Origin of the sequence: Methylocaldum marinum, assembly GCF_003584645.1 — a bacterium.
Taxonomy (GTDB): Bacteria; Pseudomonadota; Gammaproteobacteria; order Methylococcales; family Methylococcaceae; genus Methylocaldum; species Methylocaldum marinum.
On sequence record NZ_AP017928.1, the window covers coordinates 1,541,375 to 1,562,712 of the forward strand.

17 protein-coding genes and 1 pseudogene are annotated in these 21,338 nt (G+C 52.5%); 7 read left to right on the forward strand and 11 right to left on the reverse strand.

What is annotated here, in order from left to right:
- Positions 1–203: 203 nt before the first annotated feature.
- Positions 204–860: a response regulator gene (locus sS8_RS06670; RefSeq protein ID WP_119628961.1), complete on the reverse strand. Its 657-nt coding sequence runs from the start codon at positions 858–860 to the stop codon at positions 204–206.
- A gap of 197 nt (positions 861–1,057) precedes the next feature.
- Here sS8_RS06670 and sS8_RS06675 point away from each other — a divergent pair, with 197 nt between their 5' ends.
- From sS8_RS06675 to sS8_RS06685, 3 genes are all read left to right on the forward strand, one after another.
- Complete coding sequence (locus tag sS8_RS06675) at positions 1,058–1,432, forward strand: response regulator transcription factor (RefSeq protein WP_119628962.1); 375 nt, start codon at positions 1,058–1,060, stop codon at positions 1,430–1,432.
- 857 nt (positions 1,433–2,289) lie between these two features.
- Positions 2,290–3,153, forward strand: a complete 864-nt coding sequence (locus tag sS8_RS06680) for a cupredoxin domain-containing protein (RefSeq protein ID WP_145986436.1) — start codon at positions 2,290–2,292, stop codon at positions 3,151–3,153.
- 24 nt (positions 3,154–3,177) lie between these two features.
- The gene (locus tag sS8_RS06685) at positions 3,178–3,516 is read left to right on the forward strand and encodes a hypothetical protein (protein ID WP_119628964.1); all 339 of its coding nucleotides are present in this window, start codon (positions 3,178–3,180) and stop codon (positions 3,514–3,516) included.
- Positions 3,517–3,639: 123 nt separating this feature from the next.
- On the opposite strand, the gene sS8_RS06690 is transcribed toward sS8_RS06685, so the two are convergent.
- Positions 3,640–4,323, reverse strand: coding sequence for a DUF2231 domain-containing protein (locus sS8_RS06690; RefSeq protein WP_232020544.1), 684 nt, complete (start codon positions 4,321–4,323; stop codon positions 3,640–3,642).
- Positions 4,324–4,886: 563 nt separating this feature from the next.
- Positions 4,887–5,954, reverse strand: coding sequence for a VIT1/CCC1 transporter family protein (locus sS8_RS06695; RefSeq protein WP_232020545.1), 1,068 nt, complete (start codon positions 5,952–5,954; stop codon positions 4,887–4,889).
- Between the two features lie 831 nt (positions 5,955–6,785).
- Between sS8_RS06695 and sS8_RS06700 the strand changes: the two genes are divergently transcribed.
- From sS8_RS06700 to sS8_RS06715, 4 genes are all read left to right on the forward strand, one after another.
- Complete coding sequence (locus sS8_RS06700) at positions 6,786–7,529, forward strand: glycosyltransferase family 2 protein (RefSeq protein ID WP_119628966.1); 744 nt, start codon at positions 6,786–6,788, stop codon at positions 7,527–7,529.
- Between the two features lie 72 nt (positions 7,530–7,601).
- Complete coding sequence (locus tag sS8_RS06705; protein ID WP_119628792.1) at positions 7,602–8,078, forward strand: helix-turn-helix domain-containing protein; 477 nt, start codon at positions 7,602–7,604, stop codon at positions 8,076–8,078.
- Positions 8,075–8,488, forward strand: coding sequence for a transposase family protein (locus sS8_RS06710; RefSeq protein WP_119628793.1), 414 nt, complete (start codon positions 8,075–8,077; stop codon positions 8,486–8,488). The genes sS8_RS06705 and sS8_RS06710 overlap by 4 nt, the downstream gene beginning before the upstream one ends.
- A gap of 34 nt (positions 8,489–8,522) precedes the next feature.
- A complete protein-coding gene (locus sS8_RS06715; RefSeq protein WP_197716702.1) occupies positions 8,523–9,869 on the forward strand; it encodes an NAD-dependent epimerase/dehydratase family protein in 1,347 nt (448 codons plus the stop codon).
- 26 nt (positions 9,870–9,895) lie between these two features.
- On the opposite strand, the gene sS8_RS06720 is transcribed toward sS8_RS06715, so the two are convergent.
- The 8 genes and pseudogenes from sS8_RS06720 to sS8_RS06755 all read right to left on the reverse strand — a co-directional run bounded on the left by sS8_RS06720 (position 9,896) and on the right by sS8_RS06755 (position 21,255).
- Positions 9,896–10,939, reverse strand: coding sequence for a glycosyltransferase family 2 protein (locus tag sS8_RS06720; RefSeq protein WP_119628968.1), 1,044 nt, complete (start codon positions 10,937–10,939; stop codon positions 9,896–9,898).
- Between the two features lie 16 nt (positions 10,940–10,955).
- Positions 10,956–12,062 carry a glycosyltransferase gene (locus sS8_RS06725; RefSeq protein WP_119628969.1) on the reverse strand — a complete coding sequence of 369 codons (1,107 nt, stop codon included), beginning with the start codon at positions 12,060–12,062 and terminating at the stop codon, positions 10,956–10,958.
- Between the two features lie 90 nt (positions 12,063–12,152).
- Positions 12,153–12,477 (reverse strand): annotated as a pseudogene (gene tnpA, locus sS8_RS06730) (IS200/IS605 family transposase).
- A 214-nt stretch (positions 12,478–12,691) separates the two neighbouring features.
- Positions 12,692–14,014 carry an IS4 family transposase gene (locus tag sS8_RS06735; RefSeq protein WP_119628970.1) on the reverse strand — a complete coding sequence of 441 codons (1,323 nt, stop codon included), beginning with the start codon at positions 14,012–14,014 and terminating at the stop codon, positions 12,692–12,694.
- 38 nt (positions 14,015–14,052) lie between these two features.
- Positions 14,053–14,997, reverse strand: coding sequence for a GDP-L-fucose synthase family protein (locus sS8_RS06740; protein WP_119628971.1), 945 nt, complete (start codon positions 14,995–14,997; stop codon positions 14,053–14,055).
- A gap of 4 nt (positions 14,998–15,001) precedes the next feature.
- Positions 15,002–16,123 carry a GDP-mannose 4,6-dehydratase gene (gmd, locus tag sS8_RS06745; protein WP_119628972.1) on the reverse strand — a complete coding sequence of 374 codons (1,122 nt, stop codon included), beginning with the start codon at positions 16,121–16,123 and terminating at the stop codon, positions 15,002–15,004.
- Positions 16,124–16,282: 159 nt separating this feature from the next.
- A complete protein-coding gene (locus sS8_RS06750) occupies positions 16,283–20,236 on the reverse strand; it encodes an FkbM family methyltransferase (protein ID WP_119628973.1) in 3,954 nt (1,317 codons plus the stop codon).
- Complete coding sequence (locus sS8_RS06755; RefSeq protein WP_119628974.1) at positions 20,233–21,255, reverse strand: glycosyltransferase family 2 protein; 1,023 nt, start codon at positions 21,253–21,255, stop codon at positions 20,233–20,235. Before sS8_RS06755 ends, sS8_RS06750 begins: the two co-directional genes overlap by 4 nt.
- Positions 21,256–21,338: the final 83 nt, after the last annotated feature.

Genomic DNA, 21,338 nt, shown 5'->3' on the forward strand with positions numbered 1-21,338 from the left:
GGAATCCTTTCCCGACGTCACGGCCCGTTCGAGCGGCTGCGTCGGCAAGGGATTGCCGACCTACAACCGTGCCACCCTGTAGATCGGGAAGCCTTTCCCGACGTCACGGCCCGTTCGAGCGGCTTCGTCGGCAAGGGATTGCCGACGAAAGCTCTACGGCCCGGCACACCGGGAAGTCCTGCAGCATCGCCAAGGCATCCATACTATTTCAACACCAGCCCTTGCTCTATCGCATAAGCCGTCAGCGCAGCCGCGCTGTGAAGATCCAGCTTCTTCATCAGGTTGGCGCGATGTGTTTCCACGGTCTTCACGCTGAGATGCAGATATTGCGCGATTTCCTTGTTCTTGTGGCCCTCGCCGATCAATTTCAAAAGCTCCCGTTCCCGGTGAGTCAGGCTGTCCCAGATCGACCGGGGTTCTTCGGCGGTCTTGATTTGCAGATATCCTTTCACGACTTTTGCCGAGACACTCGGACTCAAATAGATTTTCCCCATCAATACGCTGTGAATGGCGATGCGCAACTCCGCCTGGGTGGCGTCCTTCAAGAGATATCCGTCCGCACCTGCTCTTAGGGCCGCATGAATGTACTCTTCGACATCGTGTACCGTGAGGACCAGGATCTTCGATTGCGGCACACGCCTTTTGATTTCCCGGATCGCCTCCAGCCCCCCCACCCTGGGCATGGAGAGGTCTAGCAGGATCAGATCCGCTTCCGGCTCGCGGCACCTGCGGATGAGTTCCAGCCCGTCATGGACTTCGCACACGACCTCGAGTTCCGGGTCTTGCGACAAAAGCATCCGTAAGCCTTCCCGCAAAATCGTGTGATCCTCCGCGAGGCAGATTCGTTTTTTTGCTTCCATGAGAAAACGCTACCTTGTTTCTCCTGATCTTCTACGGCTTCGGGCTCGAGCCAAATAAGCAAAAATGCTTAGTGCCTCAAACAAAACGAGCGTGTAGGGTCGAACAATCGGATAAGCGACGTGCCGTCGTTCGGCAAATCCATCGTCGGCACGCAAGGGAATGACGCTTTCCGTTTTTACCAGGGAATCTAACGATCATGTGCAGAATATTGATCGTCGACGACAATGCATCGTTTCGGCGCTCTCTCAAGGCATTCTTGAGTAGCGAGTTCGCCCGGTTCGGCATTGCCGAGGCCGAAAACGGCGAAGCGGCAATGAGAATCATCGACCGCTCGCGGCCGGAACTGATTTTCATGGATATCAAGCTGCCCGACGAAAACGGTCTCGCACTGACACGCAAGATAAAGGAGGTTTATTCTCCCGCCGTCATCATCCTGACCAGCTACGATGCCATCGAATATCGCGAAGCGGCTTCCGCATGCGGCGCCGATTACTTTCTCTCCAAGGACGCGGCCAGCGGCGCGGAAATTTCGAAATTGGTCCAGTCGTGCCTGACGGATTCGGGCTCTTAGGCATCGCCCTAAATGGACGTGCGCGATACCTTACCGGCATTTCGAGCCACCGCCAAGGACGGCTTGGGACCTGTGCCCTGCGTGCCGGCAGTCCCAACCGCAAACGGCCGCTTCAATCGCGACGCGTGCCTGCCGCGGTGACGGCCTAACTCAAGGAAGCTCTGATTAAGTCTCCAATTCGGAGAAGCGACCTGTGCAATTGATTGATTTAACAGGCCCTCACCCAACCCTCTGCCAGGGGGAAAGGGCTTATTCAAAGCTTCCCTAAAACGGTATTGACTGATGGGCCGGGCCAAAAAACGTCGTGCTTCCGCCGTAAACTTTTGAAATCCAGGCCTGTTCTCTGAAGATCCCTCGGCAGGCTAGCCGGATCCGATCGCCGCTACAAGCTACAGTATCGACAGGCCGCCGAATACAGCATTCACCTTAGTTTCCTATTAGCCTCCTTTCAATACTCTAGCCCCATCGCCCGGTACGGATGCCGAGCGACGGGACGTCGTGCTGACGCTCGCTTGAAAAACATCGGTCTTAGGGAGGATGGGCATGGATGCTCGAATTCTGCGACATCACGCGTATTTCCGGTCTTCCGAAGGGTCTCAGACCCCCGCCCCCGTTCTCCCGACTTTTAGGCTTCGCCTTTCAACCGTCGTCCAATCGCCGGAAATGACGACGACCAAAGCCGCAGCACCGACATTCGACCAAGGCGGAAACCTCATCAATTCGTGTTTCGGTCTTCGAACCCCCATCGGTGCGGTCCATATCGAACTCTTCGGAAACTGCGAAATGCCCTGATTCGACTGACTCAACCCGCCGGACGGATGCGCGGCGGCAAGCACGTCACCAAGGAGGAGACAATCATGAATGTGTCCACGCTTCGCCTGAGCACGAGGCCGGAGACAGCCTCGACCGCCTGTCACTTATCCCATGTCGCTCTTGTTTCCCGCAAATTCGGGGGGCAGGGCGACGTTTACAACAACACGCCCCGGGACGGTTCCGATGCGGATATCGTCCGAGCCATGTGCGCCCCTCCCGCGGCCGCCCGCGGCATCGTCGGCAAGGATGCCGCCATAACGGCCCTACGGGCCATCCGCAACGCGGCTGTCCGGTACCAACGATCATCCGCTTTATACACCCTGCTGCTGATCGGCGCATGGGGCTATTCGGCAGCCGCCGCCATCGACGGTATTACCGGCCCCAACTTCGAACTCACCGCCAAGGAGGACTACATCAATCGAGCCGGCGGCGACAGAGTACCCGTTTGGGGCTACGCCAGCGGCAACGGCCGAATGCAGTATCCGGGACCGACCCTGATCGTGAACCAGGGCGATGTAGTCACCGTCACTCTACGCAACGCCTTGCCTCCGCGTGATAACGCCCGGCCCCGGCCGGTATCCATCGTGTTTCCGGAGTTGGAGAGCGTCACCGCCCGCGGAGGCACCGAAGGACTTCTGACTCGCGAAGCTCAACCTACGGACAATCCGGCCACGCCGGAGAACGAAGCAATCGTCACCTATACCTTCACCGCATCCCGCCCCGGAACCTATCTTTACCACACCGGCACCCGCATGGATCTCGACGTGGAAATGGGCTTGGTCGGCACACTGATCGTGAGGTCCGATTCGGACCGCCAAGCGCGCGAGGACCGCGGAAAAACGATGGGCGAGAAGTATTCCTCGGCTCTGGCCAAGCTATATCGGGACCTTTACGCACTTACGCACTGATTCCGTGAAAGAGGAACCCGAACCATGAACAGCAGAAACTGGAAACGCCTGGTCAATTTTTATCTTCCGGCATTCACGGCGTTGGCCGTTGCTTGGAGTCCGGCCTTCGTCGCGGAATTCTGGCTGCGCACCGACAAAGTCGACCATACGATACCGCACGGAACTTCGATGTCCTTGTGGGGATTCAGAAGCGATACTATCGGCTTCATTTCGGACAGTCGCGTATCCGCGACGGGCCCGATCCTAACGGTTTCACCGGCCGGCGTTACCGAGGCGATCGATAGAAAGAAAGACGGAATGGCTGGTCCGGTATCGCTCTCGAGTCAGGGCAGGAGTGCAGAGATAGGGCCGCCGAGGGACTAGCCCGCTCGAGACGGGGAAAGATTCCGATTCGCTTCGGAATGCCGGCTCGCCAACAATCGTTCCGGCATTCCGACCTTGTGTTTGTGGAAGGCGGCCCGAATTCGGAACCCGGATCGCAATTGATTATGGGTCGCTATCCGGCTCACCGTGAGCCTTCAGCGCGCCGCCTGGATCCGCGTGGCTGTGAACATGTTGATGTTCATGATCTTCGGCATCGTGATGATGATGGTGGTCATCTGCAAGCTGCAGGTTTTTCACCCCGACACCGTGCTGGTACACCATCAGCCCTCCCATGTCCGCGGCAAAAACGACGGCGGCCACAACGATGCCTCCCAAAAACAGATGCAAAGCCTGGGCCATGGCTGAAAAACGCTCTCGGCTCAAAAGACGCCATAGCGCCAATGTCGAAGACAAGCCGGCTATCGTTAAGCCCAAACGTTCGTGCCACTCCATGATGTCGTGCACGGTATTCCCGTGTGGAACGCTGTCGGCAGCGACTAAGCCGGCAACGGCGGCCGCAATCGCCCCCAAACTCCCTAAGTAGAGCATCCAACTCGCGGCTTTCCGTAGCCCCGGCTGTCTCACCACCACGCCCAAGAGTTCGAGCACGAAAAAGCCTGTCAGGAACGCAATCGGAAAGTGGACGATCAGCGGGTGCAGATTCGTTCCCAGAGCCTCTATGCCGGCAAACGGGTTTCCCGACATCCCCGATTCGAGTGCGCGAGAAACCGCATCCAACGCACTCTCGACAACCATCAGAAATCCGCCGCCATTACCGTCGGCGGCTCCGTGCACGGAGGGTCGCATGAAATGTCCGATCAAGTCCGGACCAGAAAAAGTGAACATGGTTGCTATCGAATACATGGCTGAAGGTCAAGCGGGTTGGATGTCGAACTGGCGTAGAATTCTCTTGGAGGATATGTGACAAGGTGCTGCGCGTTCTTCGTCGGCAAAGACTTGTCGACCTACACCTTGATCTGTTGTCGTTTCCGGACTCGTCGCCGGGCCGGGAATCCTTTGCCCTCGACTACGCTCCGGGCACACCGACCTCGGCGGTTCGTAACGCTTCCCGCCCTTCTCTTAGTCGCGGGGTAAAAACACAAGTTTCGCAGATAACGAAAGAAATCGAAACCGCGGACGGCTTATCGCTTCGTCCTAGATCAACGAATTGCTCTTTCCCAGGTTCCTCGAAGCGCTATCGCGTGGACCGTTGCCGGACGGCAAAATACGGCTAAGAGCATTTGTCAGTAGGCCGTTCGCCCGAGTCTGTCGAACGGTTTTGGGACCTACTATAAGATAGGCTTCAGGTTTGAACCAACACCATTGGTATTTAACAGCCAACTCAATGCCTTCTAAAAGGATTAAGCCGTTTAGATTACACCCGGTGCATCGGGAGCGATCAAGGCTCCGATCGCATAGGTCACGACGCCGGCCAAACCACCGATCAGCACCATACGAAGCCCTCCCAGCAAGGCGCTCCGTCCCGTAAAAAGGCTCAGACAGGCGCCGATTACGAACAGGCTGACTCCGGCGGACACTCCCGCGACCTGGATGCTCTTGTGCATATCCAGCCCTAGAAGAAACGGAACGAGCGGAAGGCTCGCACCCGCAGAAAACGACAGAAACGAGAACAGCGCGGCTCCCCAGGGCGAACCCAGGTCATCCGGATTCACGCCCAGCTCCTCGCGCGCCAGGAGATCCAAGGCATTCTCCGGGTCGCTCATCATCCGCCGGGTTGCGCGGCGCGCCTGCTGCAAACTCATGCCCCGGGCGGCGTAGATGACAGCCAATTCCTCGACTTCCTCCTCCGGGAACATCGCCAACTCGGCGCGTTCGAGATCGATCTGGTATTCGAACAACTCCCTCTGCGAGCGCATCGAAATGTATTCTCCCGCAGCCATTGATAAAGCACCGGCCAATAAACCGGCGATGCCGGCCATCGCCACCACGGAAGTTTCCGTACTCGCTCCGGCCATGCCCAGGATCAGGCTGGTATTCGACAGCAACCCGTCATTGACGCCAAATACCGCCGCTCTCAGATTGCTGCCCGCCACGCCTTTATGGCGCCGACCTATTTCTTCGACACTGGTCGGCATCGGATGGCGCATTTCCAGCCCGCGGCCCGAATAGGCAGAAAGTCCCCGGATTTTCATGCTGGCCAGCACGGGCCGCAAAGCCTTGGGCCCGAACACCCGTACCAGGCGGCCGATTAGACGAGCCCGCAGTGTCGGTTCGAAGGACGGCAACGGCGAACCCTCCGCCTGAATTCGCCTCTCCCAGATTGCGGCCTGAACGTCGGACTGCTCCGCCAGCCTGCGAAACAAGCGCCGCATCCGGCGATCGCTCTCTGCTGCGGCAATGATGCGATACAGCCAGGCCGACTGCTTTTCCTGAAACCAACTGTCGAACAGGGACATTGAAATGGAGTAATGAGGCAATATGTGGGGACGTGTATTCGCCTTAAAACCAATCCTGCGAAAACACCGTTTCCAGGATAATAACGATTTTGGCGAGGAGAAAACATCCGGAATTCTTGTACATGCCGGTCGATTCCCCGCCCGACACCGAGCTGAACATCTCGGTTTGAGCGCGGACTTGCACCAATCAATACGAGATAGGTAGCATGACGGAACATTAGGGAGTCGCAATCGGGAGCAGGTATTCTTAGGCTTGCTGCCCTATTCCGACTCGAGTATCGAACATCGTTTCGCTGGACTGCACCAAACAGCCCCCTGCCATCCCTGCAAACAACGATGTCTGCAGTGTATCTACACCGCCTCGCCGACTACACGACAATGCGGCGTGACACGCTCGTCGTCGCGGTGCTCGATCGAGCCGCTACAAATCTACCCGTTTGTATTTCGCGCTCTGTTGGGGTATTTTTTGGCGTCATTCAAATGACACGAAAACTCGAATTTGCGAAAAATCACTTCCGCAGCCTTCAGCGACTGGCTATTCGAACCCGTTTCACGACAAAAAAGGAAAATTCCGGCACGCTACAGCCCGGGTCGGTCTGGTCACGGCAACCGCTATCATGGACAGCAGGTCCAGTCTAGCCCTTTCACATTCGATGCATCGTTACCACCGCCTGCCTTCATGCAAGAAGTCGCTTTGGCGCTTAGTCGCAGCGTTTTTTATGCAGCTTGATCATCGCTTCTTTGGACGCGTTGAAGTCAGAAAAATCGAAAGCTGACTTTTTCTATGCGACTGCCAGGTCATCTTCCTTTCGCTCATCAGCATAGGATCGAAATACGAGGAGTTTCCAGGATATGGACGTACCACCGCCGATCTCGGTAATTGTTGTCAACTTTAACGCCGGCAAGCTTCTTACCGAATGCGTGCGCTCGGTGCTCGCTTCTACCGCACCCGTAGAAACTTTAGTCGTCGACAACCGATCTACCGATAACAGCCTGGATACCCTGCGCCAAGCCTTTGCCGAGAACGAACGGCTCAAGATTATCGAAAACCCTGAAAACCTCGGATTCGCCAAGGCAAATAATATTGCCCTGCCTCTAGCGCAATGCGATTACATTCTTTTCTTAAACCCGGACTGTCTGATCCGTCCCGATACGCTAGCGCGAATGTTGGCCGTCATGGAGAAGCATCCGCAGGCCGGAATGGCCGGCTGCCTGATCCGGAACCCCGACGGCAGCGAACAGGCGGGATGTCGGCGTGCCGTTCCGACGCCGTGGCGGACCTTTGTCCGACTGATGGGGTTATACAAATTCTCGAAATACCATCCAAAACTGAATAGTTTTATACAGACAGATACCCCCTTACCACGCGAACCTGTTGCGATCGAAGCCATTTCCGGCGCGTTCATGCTGGTCCGGCGCAGCGCGCTGGAAAAAGTCGGCCCGCTGGATGAAGGCTATTTCATGCATTGTGAGGACTTGGATTGGTGCATGCGATTCCGACAGGCAGGCTTCGAAATCCTGTTCGTGCCCAACGTTGAAATCCTGCACGTCGGCGGTGTTTGCAGCACTTCTCGACCCGCCTTGGTCGAATATTAGACATTATCGGAAACTAGCATGACAGTCTGTCATTGAATAACGAAGAGAACTAAGAGAACTAAGGGCAAGAGTATGCTTTCCTACGAAGACGTGAAGCAAAAGCCGAAGACATTGATGGCCATGACCAGTCTGAAGGCCTCCGAGTTTGAGGAACTCTTGGTTTCTTTTGCGGCGACATGGGCCGAAGAAACCGGCAGGAATCTGACTAAAGGAGGGCGTCCGCCGATTATCGCGAGCATGGCCGACCGGCTGCTGTTCATCCTGTTCTATCTGAAGACCTACCCTCTGCAAGAGGTCATCGCGCATCTGTTCGGCATGAGCCAACCCCAGGCCAACTTCACGATCCACCTGTTGAGCAGGGTGCTCAACAAGACACTTGACGCCCGCGGGCACAAGCCCGCCCGGCTCACCGAGGAGATGCTGTCCAGGCTGGAGCAGGAGGCGCGGCAGGACTTGGGCATAGACGGGACGGAAAGGCGCATCAACCGCCCCGTCAACGACCTGGGGCAACGCATCCACTACAGCGGTAAAAAAAATGCCACACTGTGAAGAACAACCTTGTCGGCGGCCTGGAGGACAGGCAGGTCAAGTACTTGGGTTCGACCCATGAGGGCAAGAAGCACGACAAGAAGATCTGCGACGAAGAAGGGACCCGGTTCCCCGACGGCGTCGAGCTGTATCGCGACAGCGGCTTCCAGGGACACGAACTGGCGAATGTCACAGTCCACCAGCCGAAGAAGAGGCCGCGCAACGGCCGGCTTTCGGCCGACGACCAGGAGGCCAACCGGCTCCACTCAAGCATCCGCGTGATCATCGAACACATCATCTCGGGAATCAAGCGGTGCCGCGTCGTCAAAGACGTGTTCAGGAACACCAAGGAAGGCTACGACGATGTCGTCATTGAATTGGCCTGCGGCCTGCACAATTACAGGAGCTACTGCCGAAACCAGAGTTATTGATAGCCGGCCTTTTCCTCTGTTCCGGTTATGAAAGGTGGTTTCCGATAATGTCTATTATAAGCACATGGGGATGGTCCGCTTTTATAAAAAGTTTTTCCGCCATCAATATCCGGCCGCTGTCATGTGGCTAGTCATGGCAGGTATTGCTGTTCGATATTCCACAAAGTCGCTAGTGGTTATGATCACTCCGAAAATGAAGATCGGCCGTACAGACTCTAATCGGGAAATAACCGAGATAAATGCAGCTTCCGTAGGATGGCCAAAGGCCGATAGGACGTGCCCGTCATCCCCGGCGACAGCGCTAACAAAACTCTCACCCTACCGGACAAATGCTCCGGAAGCAAATTTAGCCAAGTGCAACTCGCCCGACGGCTGTCGGCTAGGACAGCCCGACGACACCGGTCAGGAAGAGGACCTTTCACATCAACTATCAACACAGACCGTGCGCCTCGATAACATGGGAAATCAGAGTTTTCCGAATGCCTGTCCTGAACCAACCGAATCTACTGAACCTGCGGCTCCCACCCGACGCGCAATCGTCACCGGAGCCACCAGCTTGATCGGCGATTTTTTATTACCAGCGTTGGTTCGATCGGGTTTCGAGGTTCACGCCATAAGCCGAAAACCGCCGATTGCAGGGACTTGCAATCGTTGCGTCATCGTTTGGCATCGGCAGGATATCGGGAATGGCGGTTTGCGCGAAACCTACGGGGCCGATGTATTGATCCATTTGGCCCCTTTATGGGCCTTACCGCCTTTACTGGACCGTCTCGCCGGAAGCGGGATCAAACGTATCCTCGCCTTCAGTTCGACCAGCCTTTTCACCAAAGAGAAATCGGGCTCGGAGCAAGAGCGCCAAATGGTAAGTAAACTAAAAAAAGCCGAGGAAGACCTGCAATCTTTTTGCACCGAACGGAATATCAGTTGGACCATTTTTCGTCCCACACTGGTCTACAGCTTGGGAAGAGATAAGAATGTCACGACAATCGCCCGTTTCATCAAGCGATTCCGGTTCTTTCCCCTGGTCGGAGCGGGCGACGGATTACGCCAGCCGGTTCATGCAGAAGATTTGGCGCTCGCTTGCCTCGATGCGATCGACAATCCGAAAACATTCAACAAGTCTTACAACCTGAGCGGCGGAGAAGTTCTCACTTACCGGGACATGGTCATTCGCATATCCGGGCATCTTGGAACCAAATGCAAGATCATCCACATACCTCTACCGCTTATGAGATTTGCTCTGGGTTGGCTATCGAATCTTCCGGGTTATCAAAAAATAACGCCGGAAGCGGCAAATCGCATAAACTTGGATATGTGCTTTGATCATCACAACGCGGTTTCTGATATTAACTTTGCCCCGCGCTATTTCCTAGAATATTAATGGTATTGATCAAGCCTTTGAAGGCCTTATATTATTTTGGACTTCAATCTACTTATCACCACCTTATTTATTAATCTCTTAACTTTATTTTGTATCCCTAATAGCTGATGCCTACCGGCAACTCCCTTATTCATTATTTTCCTAACATCAAAGGCTTTGATCTTTCTACTGCGCTGAATGGTCCTCCGTTTTTCTAGCATAACCGGAATGCCTTTTACTGCATCTATTTTCGCATTTAATATCACTCGAGTCTGGCCGAAAAACACAAACCAAATTACGCTTATTATATTTAAAAATAGATGCTGGGGAAGGTAAATCCAGAATAAAGGAAATGGCATATTTTTTATATATGTCCATACGATATTGCGATGGCCGTGATAGATTGAGAAATCACTGTGCCGACCTGTTGAAGCTGAACCAACGTGCGCAACAACAGCATCAGGCACATAAAGGCAGCGATGTCCTGCAAGACGCATACGGAAGCCTAGGTCTACATCCTCAACATAACAGAAAAAATCCTCATCAAATCCTCCCACCTCCAGGAAAGCATCCTTACGGTAAAGCGCTGCTGCCGCACAGGGCGAGAAAATCTCTTCGGGCTCTTCATAACTGTTTATGGCTGTAGATCCATGCCCTCTCCGCCATACTAATCCACTTGTATGGTAAGCGTCTCCGACCCCATCCAATAATGTTGGATCATGCGCGACTACTAAGCGGCTTCCAAAAAACGAATATTCCGGATAAGCAATCGTTGCCTTGAGTAAATTGTCGAGCCAGTTGGGTTCCGGAAACGCGTCCGGATTCAACAGAGCGATCCAATCACAATCCTTGCCCTTCAATAACTGAGCCGCCACATTATTTCCAGCAGCAAATCCTCTATTTTTCCCTAAACAAATTATCTCAGCAGACTCCAGCGTGGATTGTGCACTAACTAAGGTGTCGTTAAATTCTCCATTATGGATAACGATTGTGCGGAATTCTTGAAATGTTTGTTCTCGAAGCGAAGCCAGACACTTGCTCAAGAAAGGAGCAGAATCCCAGCTAACGATGATTACGGCGACCTTCGGCATAATTGGATATTAAAGGTCAATCCAGATGTATGGCCAATAACTGCCAACATATATTACTAGGCGTCATTAACCGGAAATGTATCACATTCTTAATGCTGACAAGGTCGGCGCTGACATACACTAGTTTGTCACCACTTCGAAATAAAGTTCTAGGCGAATCTCCGTTAATGAGTAGTTCCAGACCAGGAGCGTCCTTACACTGAATAGTTAGATTCTGTGGATATACTTCCCTATACCAGGGTAAAAAAATGTCGCATACACGATGAACCCGGTGCGAATAGGATTCGATACCATAAAGCACTTGCCGTGTCGACGGCGACCGCTGATTTAAATGACGCTTGATGAAACGAATAAGATTTATGCTACTGAATTCAATTTGTTCTTTAAAAGATCGTTGCTTTGATGCAAGATCCTGATAATAAAATCCAAGCAGCGAACGAATTGTATGTATTAGATCAGCGTGATGCTTTAAGTGATTGTATATTTCAATATATCTCGCCTTAGATCCACTGGCCGTCTTGGTTTCCTGATACATTCGGACAGCGGACAAGGGCTTTTTTAAATAATAAAATTTTGCGCCTATGTTATAGAGCCGAGTCCACAAATCCCAATCCATGATGTAGTGCAAATCCCGATTAAGCGGTCCCACCTTATTCAAAGCCGTTCGCCGAATAAAGCAAGAGGGTTGCGAGATACAACAACTTCGTTTAATTAACGAGATATCGTCGGCGATTTCCGGGAAATATTTCGAAAACTGCCCAGACCGATCGACAAATACGGAGTCACCATAAACAACATCGATATTCGGTTGTTCAGTGAAAACTCTTTCAACCTCTTGCAAGGTATACGGAAAATAATAATCGTCGGCGCATAGCCACGCGACGATGTCGCCAGAGGTGTTATCCCAACCCTCTTGAATAGCCTCGGACTGGCCGCTGTCAGGACCATACCGGTGATAGCTCAGGATATCTCGATGGCTTTCCAGAATTTTTTGGACGCTATCGTCAGGAGTCGCGTCCATCACAGATAGCTGAAATTGGCTAGTTTGTGCTCGAATACTTGCGAGCGCCGTGGGAAGAAATTCGGCTTGACGGAATACAGGTATTGCGATGCTGAATTGCACGGATCAAAACTCAACAATCACCAACTTGAAAGCCGGTGAGTTACGGTTAAGGATTGGAACTCCGGATACGCTTCGACTGAACGACGCGTCTTATTCCGGTTCCATTCGAAAATTACCATTGGGGTTCGGTTCCAAGTGGTGTTCCAGGTCACTCTTGCCGCCTGATGTCCGCCCTTGAACCGTCTCATGATCTTGCTCGGCTCCAGCTCCGGCTGTGCATTCGCCAGAATGTGAACATGGTCTTGCCGGCTACCACCTTTAAGATTCTGATCTCAAACATCTCGCAGGTTTGTCGCACCAAATCGCGAACTCTCTCTGCCACCTCGCCAACCAGTACCTTATCGGAATATTTCGTCTTCCACGCGAATGGGTACTTGATGGTAAACACCGTATGGCGTCCGCAGCGATACTCCATTACTGCCCCCTGAAGAAGTTGTGGGGAGTCTATCCCACTGTTGAGATAATATCTGCCCGCCTAAAGGCAGGGATTAAACCTTGTCCATGGAAAGATGATTTCGAGTAATAAGCAGACGGTCAATTTCGGCTTTCAGATGCAGGAGAAAGCGATGAGAGATAGTCCTGATATGCCATTGCAATACCCTCTTGAAGCATCCCATTACCCACAACTGTCAGCCGACGCCATAGACATTGCGGGCGGCCTGAAACGCCTCAACGTACGCCATGAGCTTCAGCATGCCCTCCCAAAGCGCCTTGGGGCCGGGATGGCCGTCGCCCTTGCGTCCCAGGAAGCCGCCGAAGCCGGCGACCATCCGGGTCATCTCCCCTAGCGTAGGCGGCGTTTCGGGCGGCGGCTGGCGTTTCGCCACCAACCACGCCGCCTGCCATTCCTCGGGAGCGAAAACGACCTCGCAAGGCAACTGCGGACAGTCGCGGCCCAGCGTAACCAAGTGCAGAATCCGCCAGGCGATGATCAGATAAACCACCAACGCTCGTTCCAAGCGCTCCACCGTCGCCAATTGCAGGGCCTCGACCCGGCAGCCGCTTTTCAAAATGCGGAAGAAAATCTCTACCAGCCAGCGCCGGCGGTACCAGGCGATGCGCAGACACGCCTCGTCTAGGGTCTCGACTGCTTCATTGGTGAGCAACAGCCACTCGATGGGCTTCTCGCCGGCCGGCGGCGACTCCTCCCGCGCCAAGATCACAGTGACCTCGCAGGTTTTGCTACCGCACCGCGCCAGCGTCACCCGCGCCATGCGCAGGCTTTGCATCACGGTCCGGCCCTTCCGCCCCGGCGCCGGCGGCAAGGCAAATTCCACCTCCCCTAGCGCCGACTGGCTTTCCACTTGGGCGCGCAGTTTCCCACCCTCGGCCAGCACCCGGTCATGCCGCGCCCGCACCAGATAATCCGCCGGATGCCCCAGCGCCGCCGCGCGGTCCAACAGCGCACGGATGTCTCCCTCGCGGTCGGCTACATAGACCAATCGGGTCGAAGGAACCTGTGCCGCCAGTTCTGCCACCCGCTCATAGCCTTCGATCCAGCGCAGGCTTTCCGGCACGTCCGCCTCGCTCTTGGGCTTGCGCGCCCACATCCAGGCGTCCAGCACCCCCAACGCCACCCCATTTTCACTCACCGCCAGAGTCGGATGCAGGTACATCCCGTGTTGCCGCTCATAGCTCAAGCGCCCCAGGCCCACGATCCCAGGCTGGCTGGTAAAATCCAACTCCGTCGTATCCTGCAGGCACAGCACCCGCTCCAGGCCGACCATTCGGCCGATTGTCGGTGCGCGATGCGCCTCCAGCATGGCGCGCCAGTCCAGCGCCTCATTGTCCAACAACCGATAAGCTGCCTTGGTCTCCCCCCAGCCGCCACAAGCGATGGGGATGCTCGCCGTCGGATTCGACGACAAATCGTCGGCCAGCCGGATCAATCGCTTCGTCAAGCGTGAGTCTCCCAACACCGCCCCGCCAAACTCATCTTTCGCCCACGCCACAAAATCAGTACAAAATCAGAAATCAACAGCCTACAACATCAGGAGACTTGTGGGTAATGGGGTGCCTCTTGAAGGGATGTGGTTGCTCGCCATCCGAGTTCGCTCAGTCGCGTAACATCGAGCAACTTACGTGGAGTGCCGTCGGGTTTAGTGGCATCCCACACGATCTTGCCCTTAAAACCGACAATTTCACGGATCAGCTCGGCAAGTTCTCGGATCGAGAGGTCCTCACCGCAGCCAATATTGATCAGCGGTGGGTGATCGAGGGACGCACAAATAGCGGAAAACTGATCGTCAGGAAGGGTCATGAGATGGAGCACAGCGTCTGCTAAATCATCGCTGTACAGGAATTCTCTTCTTGGAGTTCCTTTTCCCCAAACGACAACTTCACCGTCATCCGCATCTTTTGCTTCGTGCATCTTCCGGATCAAAGCCGGCAGCACATGTGATGTCTCAAGATCGTAGTTATCCCCCGGACCGTAGAGATTGGTGGGCATAACTGCCAAATAACGCGTACCGTATTCGCGATTATATGCCCAGCACATTTCGATGCCAGCGATCTTGGCAATCGCGTAGGGCCGATTGGTGAGCTCCAGTGGACCCGAAAGCAAATAGTCTTCCCGTATTGGTTGCGGGCAGTCGCGCGGATAAATGCAAGAAGACCCTAGAAATAACAGCCTACTAACACCAACTTGCATTGCCGCATGGACCACATTGGTCTGGATGGCCAGGTTTTCGTAGATGAACTGCGCCGGGTACGTGGAATTGGCAAGAATCCCCCCAACCTTGGCGGCACACAACAACACGCAATCCGGGCGCTCCCCTTCAAAAAACGCCTGGACTGCCGCCTGATTTGTCAGATCCAACTCTGTGTGGCTTCGGGTAACGATATTGTTGTAACCGCGAGCCTTCAAATTGCGATAGATAGCCGATCCTACCAAGCCAGTGTGACCAGCCACATATATCTTGTCCTGCTTGTCCATCGGGTTATTCGTGATAATCGTAAGTGCGATAACCTTCGCGGCGGCACAACTCGTCCTTCTCAGCCTGCTTGAGATCCTCGCGCATCATCTCAGAAACGAGTTCCCTGAAACTGGTTTTGGGATGCCATCCCAACTGACGTTTTGCCTTGGATGGATCACCGAGAAGGGTTTCTACTTCGCTGGGGCGGAAATAACGAGGGTCGACAGCCACGACGACAGGGTTTCGATATTTTCCATATACCGCTCTGCTTAGACCCGATGTGGCAATCCCCACTTCGTCAACACCCTGCCCTTCCCATCCAATCTCGATTCCAACCTCGCCAAACGCTAGCTGGACGAATTCACGAACCGAATGCTGCTCCCCCGTTGCAATCACGTAATCCTCAGGCGTGTCCTGCTGTAACATCAGCCACTGGGCCTCCACGTAATCACGTGCATGGCCCCAATCTCGTTTGGCGTCCAGGTTGCCTAGATAAAGTTTGTCCTGAAGCCCCAGCTTGATACGCGCAACGGCACGGGTAATCTTCCTCGTAACGAAGGTTTCTCCGCGAATCGGTGATTCATGATTGAACAAAATGCCGTTGCAAGCATACAAACCATAGGCTTCCCGATAATTTACGGTAATCCAATAGGCGTAGAGCTTAGCCGCTGCATACGGTGATCTGGGATAAAACGGTGTGGTTTCCGTCTGTGGAATTTCTTGGACGAGGCCGTAAAGCTCGGAGGTGGAGGCCTGATAGAAACGGGTTTTCCTTTCCAAACCTAAAATGCGGACCGCTTCCAGAATCCGCAGAGCTCCTAACGCATCCGAATTCGCCGTATATTCCGGCTCCTCGAACGACACGGCGACATGGCTCTGAGCCGCCAGGTTGTATATCTCATCCGGTTGTATTTGCTGAATTACACGTATCAGGCTGGTCGAATCCGTCAAGTCTCCATAATGCAGGATAAAGTTACGGTTCTCGACGTGTGGATCTTGATATAGGTGGTCTATGCGGTCTGTGTTAAATAAAGATGCCCGTCTTTTAATGCCGTGGACAACATAGCCCTTGTTCAGCAACAACTCGGCGAGATAGGCGCCATCCTGCCCGGTGATACCGGTCACTAAAGCAGTCTTACTTCCCATCTCTTATTTCCTTTCTCAGCTTTTTTCTCACTGGTTATAGCCCCATGTAGGATGGGGTAGGCCGCGCGGCCGTAACTCACCGAGCGATATCGAATCGGTGGGTTACGCTCCGCTAACCTACTCTACAAATTCATGTTCGTTCGAGAGATCGAGTTTGACCTAGTCCCCATTTGTCTGTTGTGCTACACGGAAAATCGCAGTTCTCCATTCCGACCCTACCAGTGCAACGCGACGATCAGTGAGCACTTCAGCATCCACAAACTGCTTGACTTCCGGCCAATCCGTCGACCCACAATCATCAAAGATGATATACCCACCGGCTCGTACCAAGTCGACATAGTTATGGTAGTCCGCCTTTACGCCCGCGTAACTGTGATCTCCATCGATGATGAGCAGATCGTACTTTTTGCTGCCGGCGCGCGCTATCGCTGCTTCGCTCGTACTCAGATCGTTGATCAGAGTCACGTCGTCGCGCGGTATGCCTACACGCTGCATGTTGAGCCAAAAGACGGATTTACTGATCGGAATATTCAACAGTACATCGGGCTCGCCGCCACCGTAATAACCAGTGAGTGGATCAATCGCTGTAAGGTGAATGCGCTCAAATCGGCCACGATTGTATTCATAAATCATGGATAAACCGATCCCGAATAACGTGCCGATCTCCAGAACCTCAAGCGTCTCGCTTTTTACCGCTGAAGATACGAGTGTGCGCAGAACTGCATCTTCGATCGATGTGGCCAGCCGTCCGGTGGCGTTTTGCTCGATGTTACAGATGCGATGCGCGCAGTATGCGAGCGCCGGATTCGTCAACCTCAAGCCGAGGCGTTCGCCCCAGACATTACGCAAGGTTTCCACGTGGACAGGCGCCAAAGTGCGGTTAAATCGTTGAAAAGACGTCTTCGTTTCGATTCTGGCAGTAAGCCTCTCCAGTTCGTTAGCAATCTTCGCCGCCTGCGCTTCTTCCGATTGTAGACTCTCCGCCAGCGACCCGAGCCGACTTTCGATCGTCGCTAATTTGGATTCCAGCGCTGTCCAGCGGCTCTCGCTATCACGCCTCATGACCCGCAGGCGCGCTTCCATCTCTGCCCTCTGAGTCTCGACCAAGCGACCTATAACTGTGTTAGCCATGGCTACGCCGGTAATAGCCAGAGCCGACACCGCCAGAAGTCCCGTAGCGCTCCATAAGAAAATCCGGTACCCCCACATCGGCGGATAGGCTGGTGCACCAGCAAGTAAAACTAGCGCGCCCAGCAAGCCGAGCGCGGTGCGGGGATGACGGCGGGCCACTTGCAGCGACCACTTTGCGGCTTGGCCGAATCGGAACGCCGTCAAGCTCCGCTTCTTAACCCAACCCGCGAACTCCATATACTGCATTCCACTCCACCTTTTCAACTTTTCCAAGAGCAATTCTTGGGACGAATTTGTTTCCCGTTGGCGCTCCACGACACTTGCATTCTTCACCTTAACACATCGGCGCAATGCATTCACGATTGCCTCTGTACCTGGATCTTCCTGAAACGCCAAAAGATTTCCCCAGGCCTTAGGATCTCGCAGCGTTCCGGGATAACGAAACAAACGGCACCAATCGTGCTGGATGCCATATTGGATGATCGGATGCCATTCACTTACGTAAACCGTATAACCCTTCCCCACTAAAAAATCTGCAATATCCTTCCACGTATGTCCAAGTGGAACTGTCTTGGAATCCTCGAACTCGCATTGAATTACCATTGGCCGTATATCATCCAACGGCACTCCTCGCAGAACAGCAAAATCGAAGCCCTCTACGTCAATCTTCAGGAAGTCGATCCTGTCAAGCCGAAATTGATCAACTATCATCGCGACCGTGGTAACATCAACTACAGCCGTTTGCTTATGCGTATCGCGAAAAGCGTAAAGACCGCTGATGCCCGAGCTTTCCGACGACGAAAAAAAGGGCCTTTGTGCATCCGTGATATCGGCCAACGCTCGAGCGTCAATTACAACGTTGGGCGCTCCTTCAAACTTCGCCCTCAGATGTGCTCGATTAGACGGGTCTGGTTCGAAGCAATACACTGTCCAATCCTTGAATGCAAACGGCTCGGCGCTGCAGCCGAAATGAGCCCCCGCATCTATCATGATCCCATCAGAATAATCTCCAACGGAAGAAAAAATGAGCTCAGCTATTAGCTCTGCCTCATCCAAGTGTGCCCGTTTACCGCGTTGAAACTCCACTTCCTCGAGCAATAGGGAAACCTCAGAGTTAATCGTACCTCCTTCAAGATTGACGCTGACATTCCGGCTTGAAATACTATTGCCGAGCGACACAGAAGTTCCGCTGTTTATACACCCAATTGCCTGTTCTAATGTTTCTCGAGGAAATAACTCAAGCTTACCGCCCACTGTAGCGTTAACGATTGTTCGGCCTTCCTCTTCATAAGCACGTTTCGCAAGCCGATACATTTCTTCCATTTTATCCACATCTGCCGCTTGCCATTTCTTGCCACGGAAATAGCGAGAATCAAAATGATTCTCGTCAGGCTCATAGCTATGAATTACCTGTTGTTCCGCAATTCCAGGAGGCTGTTTATAGTTATGGTCAAAACCAATCAATACAACCTTTTTATAGCCTAACCCATATGCCAAATGTAGATTAAAAAACGTTACTGTGTGCCGCCACGACATATTCTTGAATATATCTTTGCAAAATTCGGCACGACCGACGGCATCAACAAAATGGGTATTGTTACTTGGATTAATACAATATGCCAGCCAATATGGAATTATCTTATAAACACCCTCTAACCGATTTATGTGATGCGAACTTTGCTCTGCAACGAGATAATTAACAACCGTATAGTACGTCGCGTTCCGAATTAATTTCTCACCAAGAAATGAGTTGTTCGAAATTATTACATCTTGGCCTGCCAACAGATCAAGGTTTGTCTTATTCAAGCTAGGGCCATTTCCCACAATGATACAAATATCAGAACGGCGCTTAGCAATTCTTTCAAGTAAAAAGGCATGTGACCTAGCAATTTGTGCCGCCTTCCAGTTACTTTCGTACGCCCAACGCCGCGAGCCAACAACATAAGACGTATATCCTCGGATTACTTGCCCCTCAGAGCTAACATCTTTACATGGAACCTGAAGACCAATTCCTAACTTCTTCATCTCTCGGTAAGTATCTCCATATCCCTTCTGCGATGCATTTTTGACGAGCTCTGTATAGGTATCGAAGCTAGTGTTGTAGGCTACCAACAGGTCACGATAACAACGCTCAAGTGAGGACCCGCTTTTTACGTCGCGTCCTACGCTAGTGGCCAACACGCCATCATATCCTTCAATCAAAAACTCCGCATATCGCCTCAGCCATATGTGACTTACATACCCGAAATGCTCCTTCATGATATCGCAGATCTCTGAGTAACTACTCCCCCGCATACCATACGTTTTATTACGCCTGTGATACCGCGCAAATGCTAAATCTTCATCGATATAGGCAAACTTTATACCGGCCTTCATACAACGGATCCAATATTCGTAGTCCATCGTATAATGAAGGTCATTTCGCAGAAATCCAACTTGCTCGATTACCCTTCGTCTCATAAACAACGCCGGCTGCAAAATTCCGTCTTCGTGCTGGAAGCGCCACGCGAACGTACCAGGATCCTTATTAACGTAGGCATCACGGAGTTTCTTACCACTCTCATCAATATAAATACCCTTGCCGTAAACAATATCTGGATTATCCTCCTCAAGAAAGCGCTTCACCACTTGCTGAAATACGTTTGGATTTGCGTAGAGATCGTCTGAGTTAAGCCACGCAATAATATCTCCACTTGCGCGCTTAAATCCTTTGTTTACAGCGTCCGACTGCCCTTCGTCTAGCTCTGTGATCAACGTAACGTGCGAAAACGACGTAGCAATTGACTGGCTTTCGTCTTTTGAACCTGGATCGTATACGAAATGTTCTACCGGTTTGTAGGTTTGATTACGAACGGATTCTAGACATTCCGTTAAAAACTCTGCCTGGTTATAACTTGGGGTAATTACAGAGATCGTTAACGGACAATTGCGAAAAACCGCAAGTTGTTCCTTCGCCGGCGATTCATTTAAATGGCGTATCATTGTAAATGTTCTCTCAGAATTGGCTCTATCCGCTTACGACGGCTGTCGTCAAGCGGTATAGTTGCAAAAAAACGGCTGGTTATCTCCCAAGTTGAACGGGGCACGCACAGCCCCATGATGTGGTTTAGCGTGATCGTCTCGATGAAAAAATCGATCAACAACCCATTTATAACGGTATTTTCTCGTATCCGTAAAATATCGTCTGGTTGAAACGCCCCACATTCAACCAGTTTTAGTATCATAGCTACATAAGGGTGACTAAAATAGATCGCGTTCCGCCTTTGGACGTCTGACATGAAATCTGCCTCTGTTTGTTTCACACCAAGTGCAGCTTTCTTTTCTTCTTGCGTCTGTGTCCGATGGCAGATCAAAGGGCGTCCAATAAGAAGGGTGGGACGACGATGAAATGCCTCCACCATTGCTCCTAGCTGCGGATACATCGTTCCGAAGTACTTATTCGCATCGATTTCGCAGAAGGCTTGGCGACGGAAGATATTTACGGATACGAAACCAATTACACTAATAAACCCGTAAGACAGACAAAAGTCCCGAAGGCCAGAGAACGTGAAACACTTATCTGGATCAAGGCCCATCCAGTTAGGCGATATTAGTTTGGAGAGATCAAAGCTACGACGAGTACGATTAAGAACATAGAAATCATAACGCTCCTCGCGTAAAAACGTCATAATATATTCGAGCGAGTCGCTAGCTTCCAAAAAGTCGTCGTCACCAAAGATCCACAAGAATTCTCCTCGAGCCTTTTTTGTACAAGCGATAAGGTTTCTTTCTAATCCTATGTTTTTTGGATGACGATCGAAATGGATAAACCTGTATTGGTTTGCGATTTCACGAACTGCCTGCAGACTATCGCTGGGGGAGCTATCATCCGCGATAATGACCTCAACATCATTTTCATATCTGCCCAGAATCTGTGGAATCAGTTTGGATAGCCCAAACTCCAGCTCTTTCGGCCTATTATATGCGGGTATGGCAATTGTCAAAACGGGGGTAGTTGTCATTGTCGACTTCGCAAGTAGGTTTATAAACAGGCGGGACTTGACAGTTAATCACTACTGCCAAGTACAAAACTAAACGATATAAA

What these genes read in the sequence shown, in the direction of transcription:
- sS8_RS06670 (WP_119628961.1), bottom strand. Translation starts at nt 860, where the DNA reads ATGGAAGCAAAAAAACGAATCTGCCTCGCGGAGGATCACACGATTTTG.
- sS8_RS06675 (WP_119628962.1), top strand. Translation starts at nt 1,058, where the DNA reads ATGTGCAGAATATTGATCGTCGACGACAATGCATCGTTTCGGCGCTCT.
- sS8_RS06680 (WP_145986436.1), top strand. Translation starts at nt 2,290, where the DNA reads ATGAATGTGTCCACGCTTCGCCTGAGCACGAGGCCGGAGACAGCCTCG.
- sS8_RS06685 (WP_119628964.1), top strand. Translation starts at nt 3,178, where the DNA reads ATGAACAGCAGAAACTGGAAACGCCTGGTCAATTTTTATCTTCCGGCA.
- sS8_RS06690 (WP_232020544.1), bottom strand. Translation starts at nt 4,323, where the DNA reads ATGCGACCCTCCGTGCACGGAGCCGCCGACGGTAATGGCGGCGGATTT.
- sS8_RS06700 (WP_119628966.1), top strand. Translation starts at nt 6,786, where the DNA reads ATGGACGTACCACCGCCGATCTCGGTAATTGTTGTCAACTTTAACGCC.
- sS8_RS06705 (WP_119628792.1), top strand. Translation starts at nt 7,602, where the DNA reads ATGCTTTCCTACGAAGACGTGAAGCAAAAGCCGAAGACATTGATGGCC.
- sS8_RS06720 (WP_119628968.1), bottom strand. Translation starts at nt 10,939, where the DNA reads ATGCCGAAGGTCGCCGTAATCATCGTTAGCTGGGATTCTGCTCCTTTC.
- sS8_RS06740 (WP_119628971.1), bottom strand. Translation starts at nt 14,997, where the DNA reads ATGGACAAGCAGGACAAGATATATGTGGCTGGTCACACTGGCTTGGTA.
- gmd (WP_119628972.1), bottom strand. Translation starts at nt 16,123, where the DNA reads ATGGGAAGTAAGACTGCTTTAGTGACCGGTATCACCGGGCAGGATGGC.
- sS8_RS06750 (WP_119628973.1), bottom strand. Translation starts at nt 20,236, where the DNA reads ATGATACGCCATTTAAATGAATCGCCGGCGAAGGAACAACTTGCGGTT.
- sS8_RS06755 (WP_119628974.1), bottom strand. Translation starts at nt 21,255, where the DNA reads ATGACAACTACCCCCGTTTTGACAATTGCCATACCCGCATATAATAGG.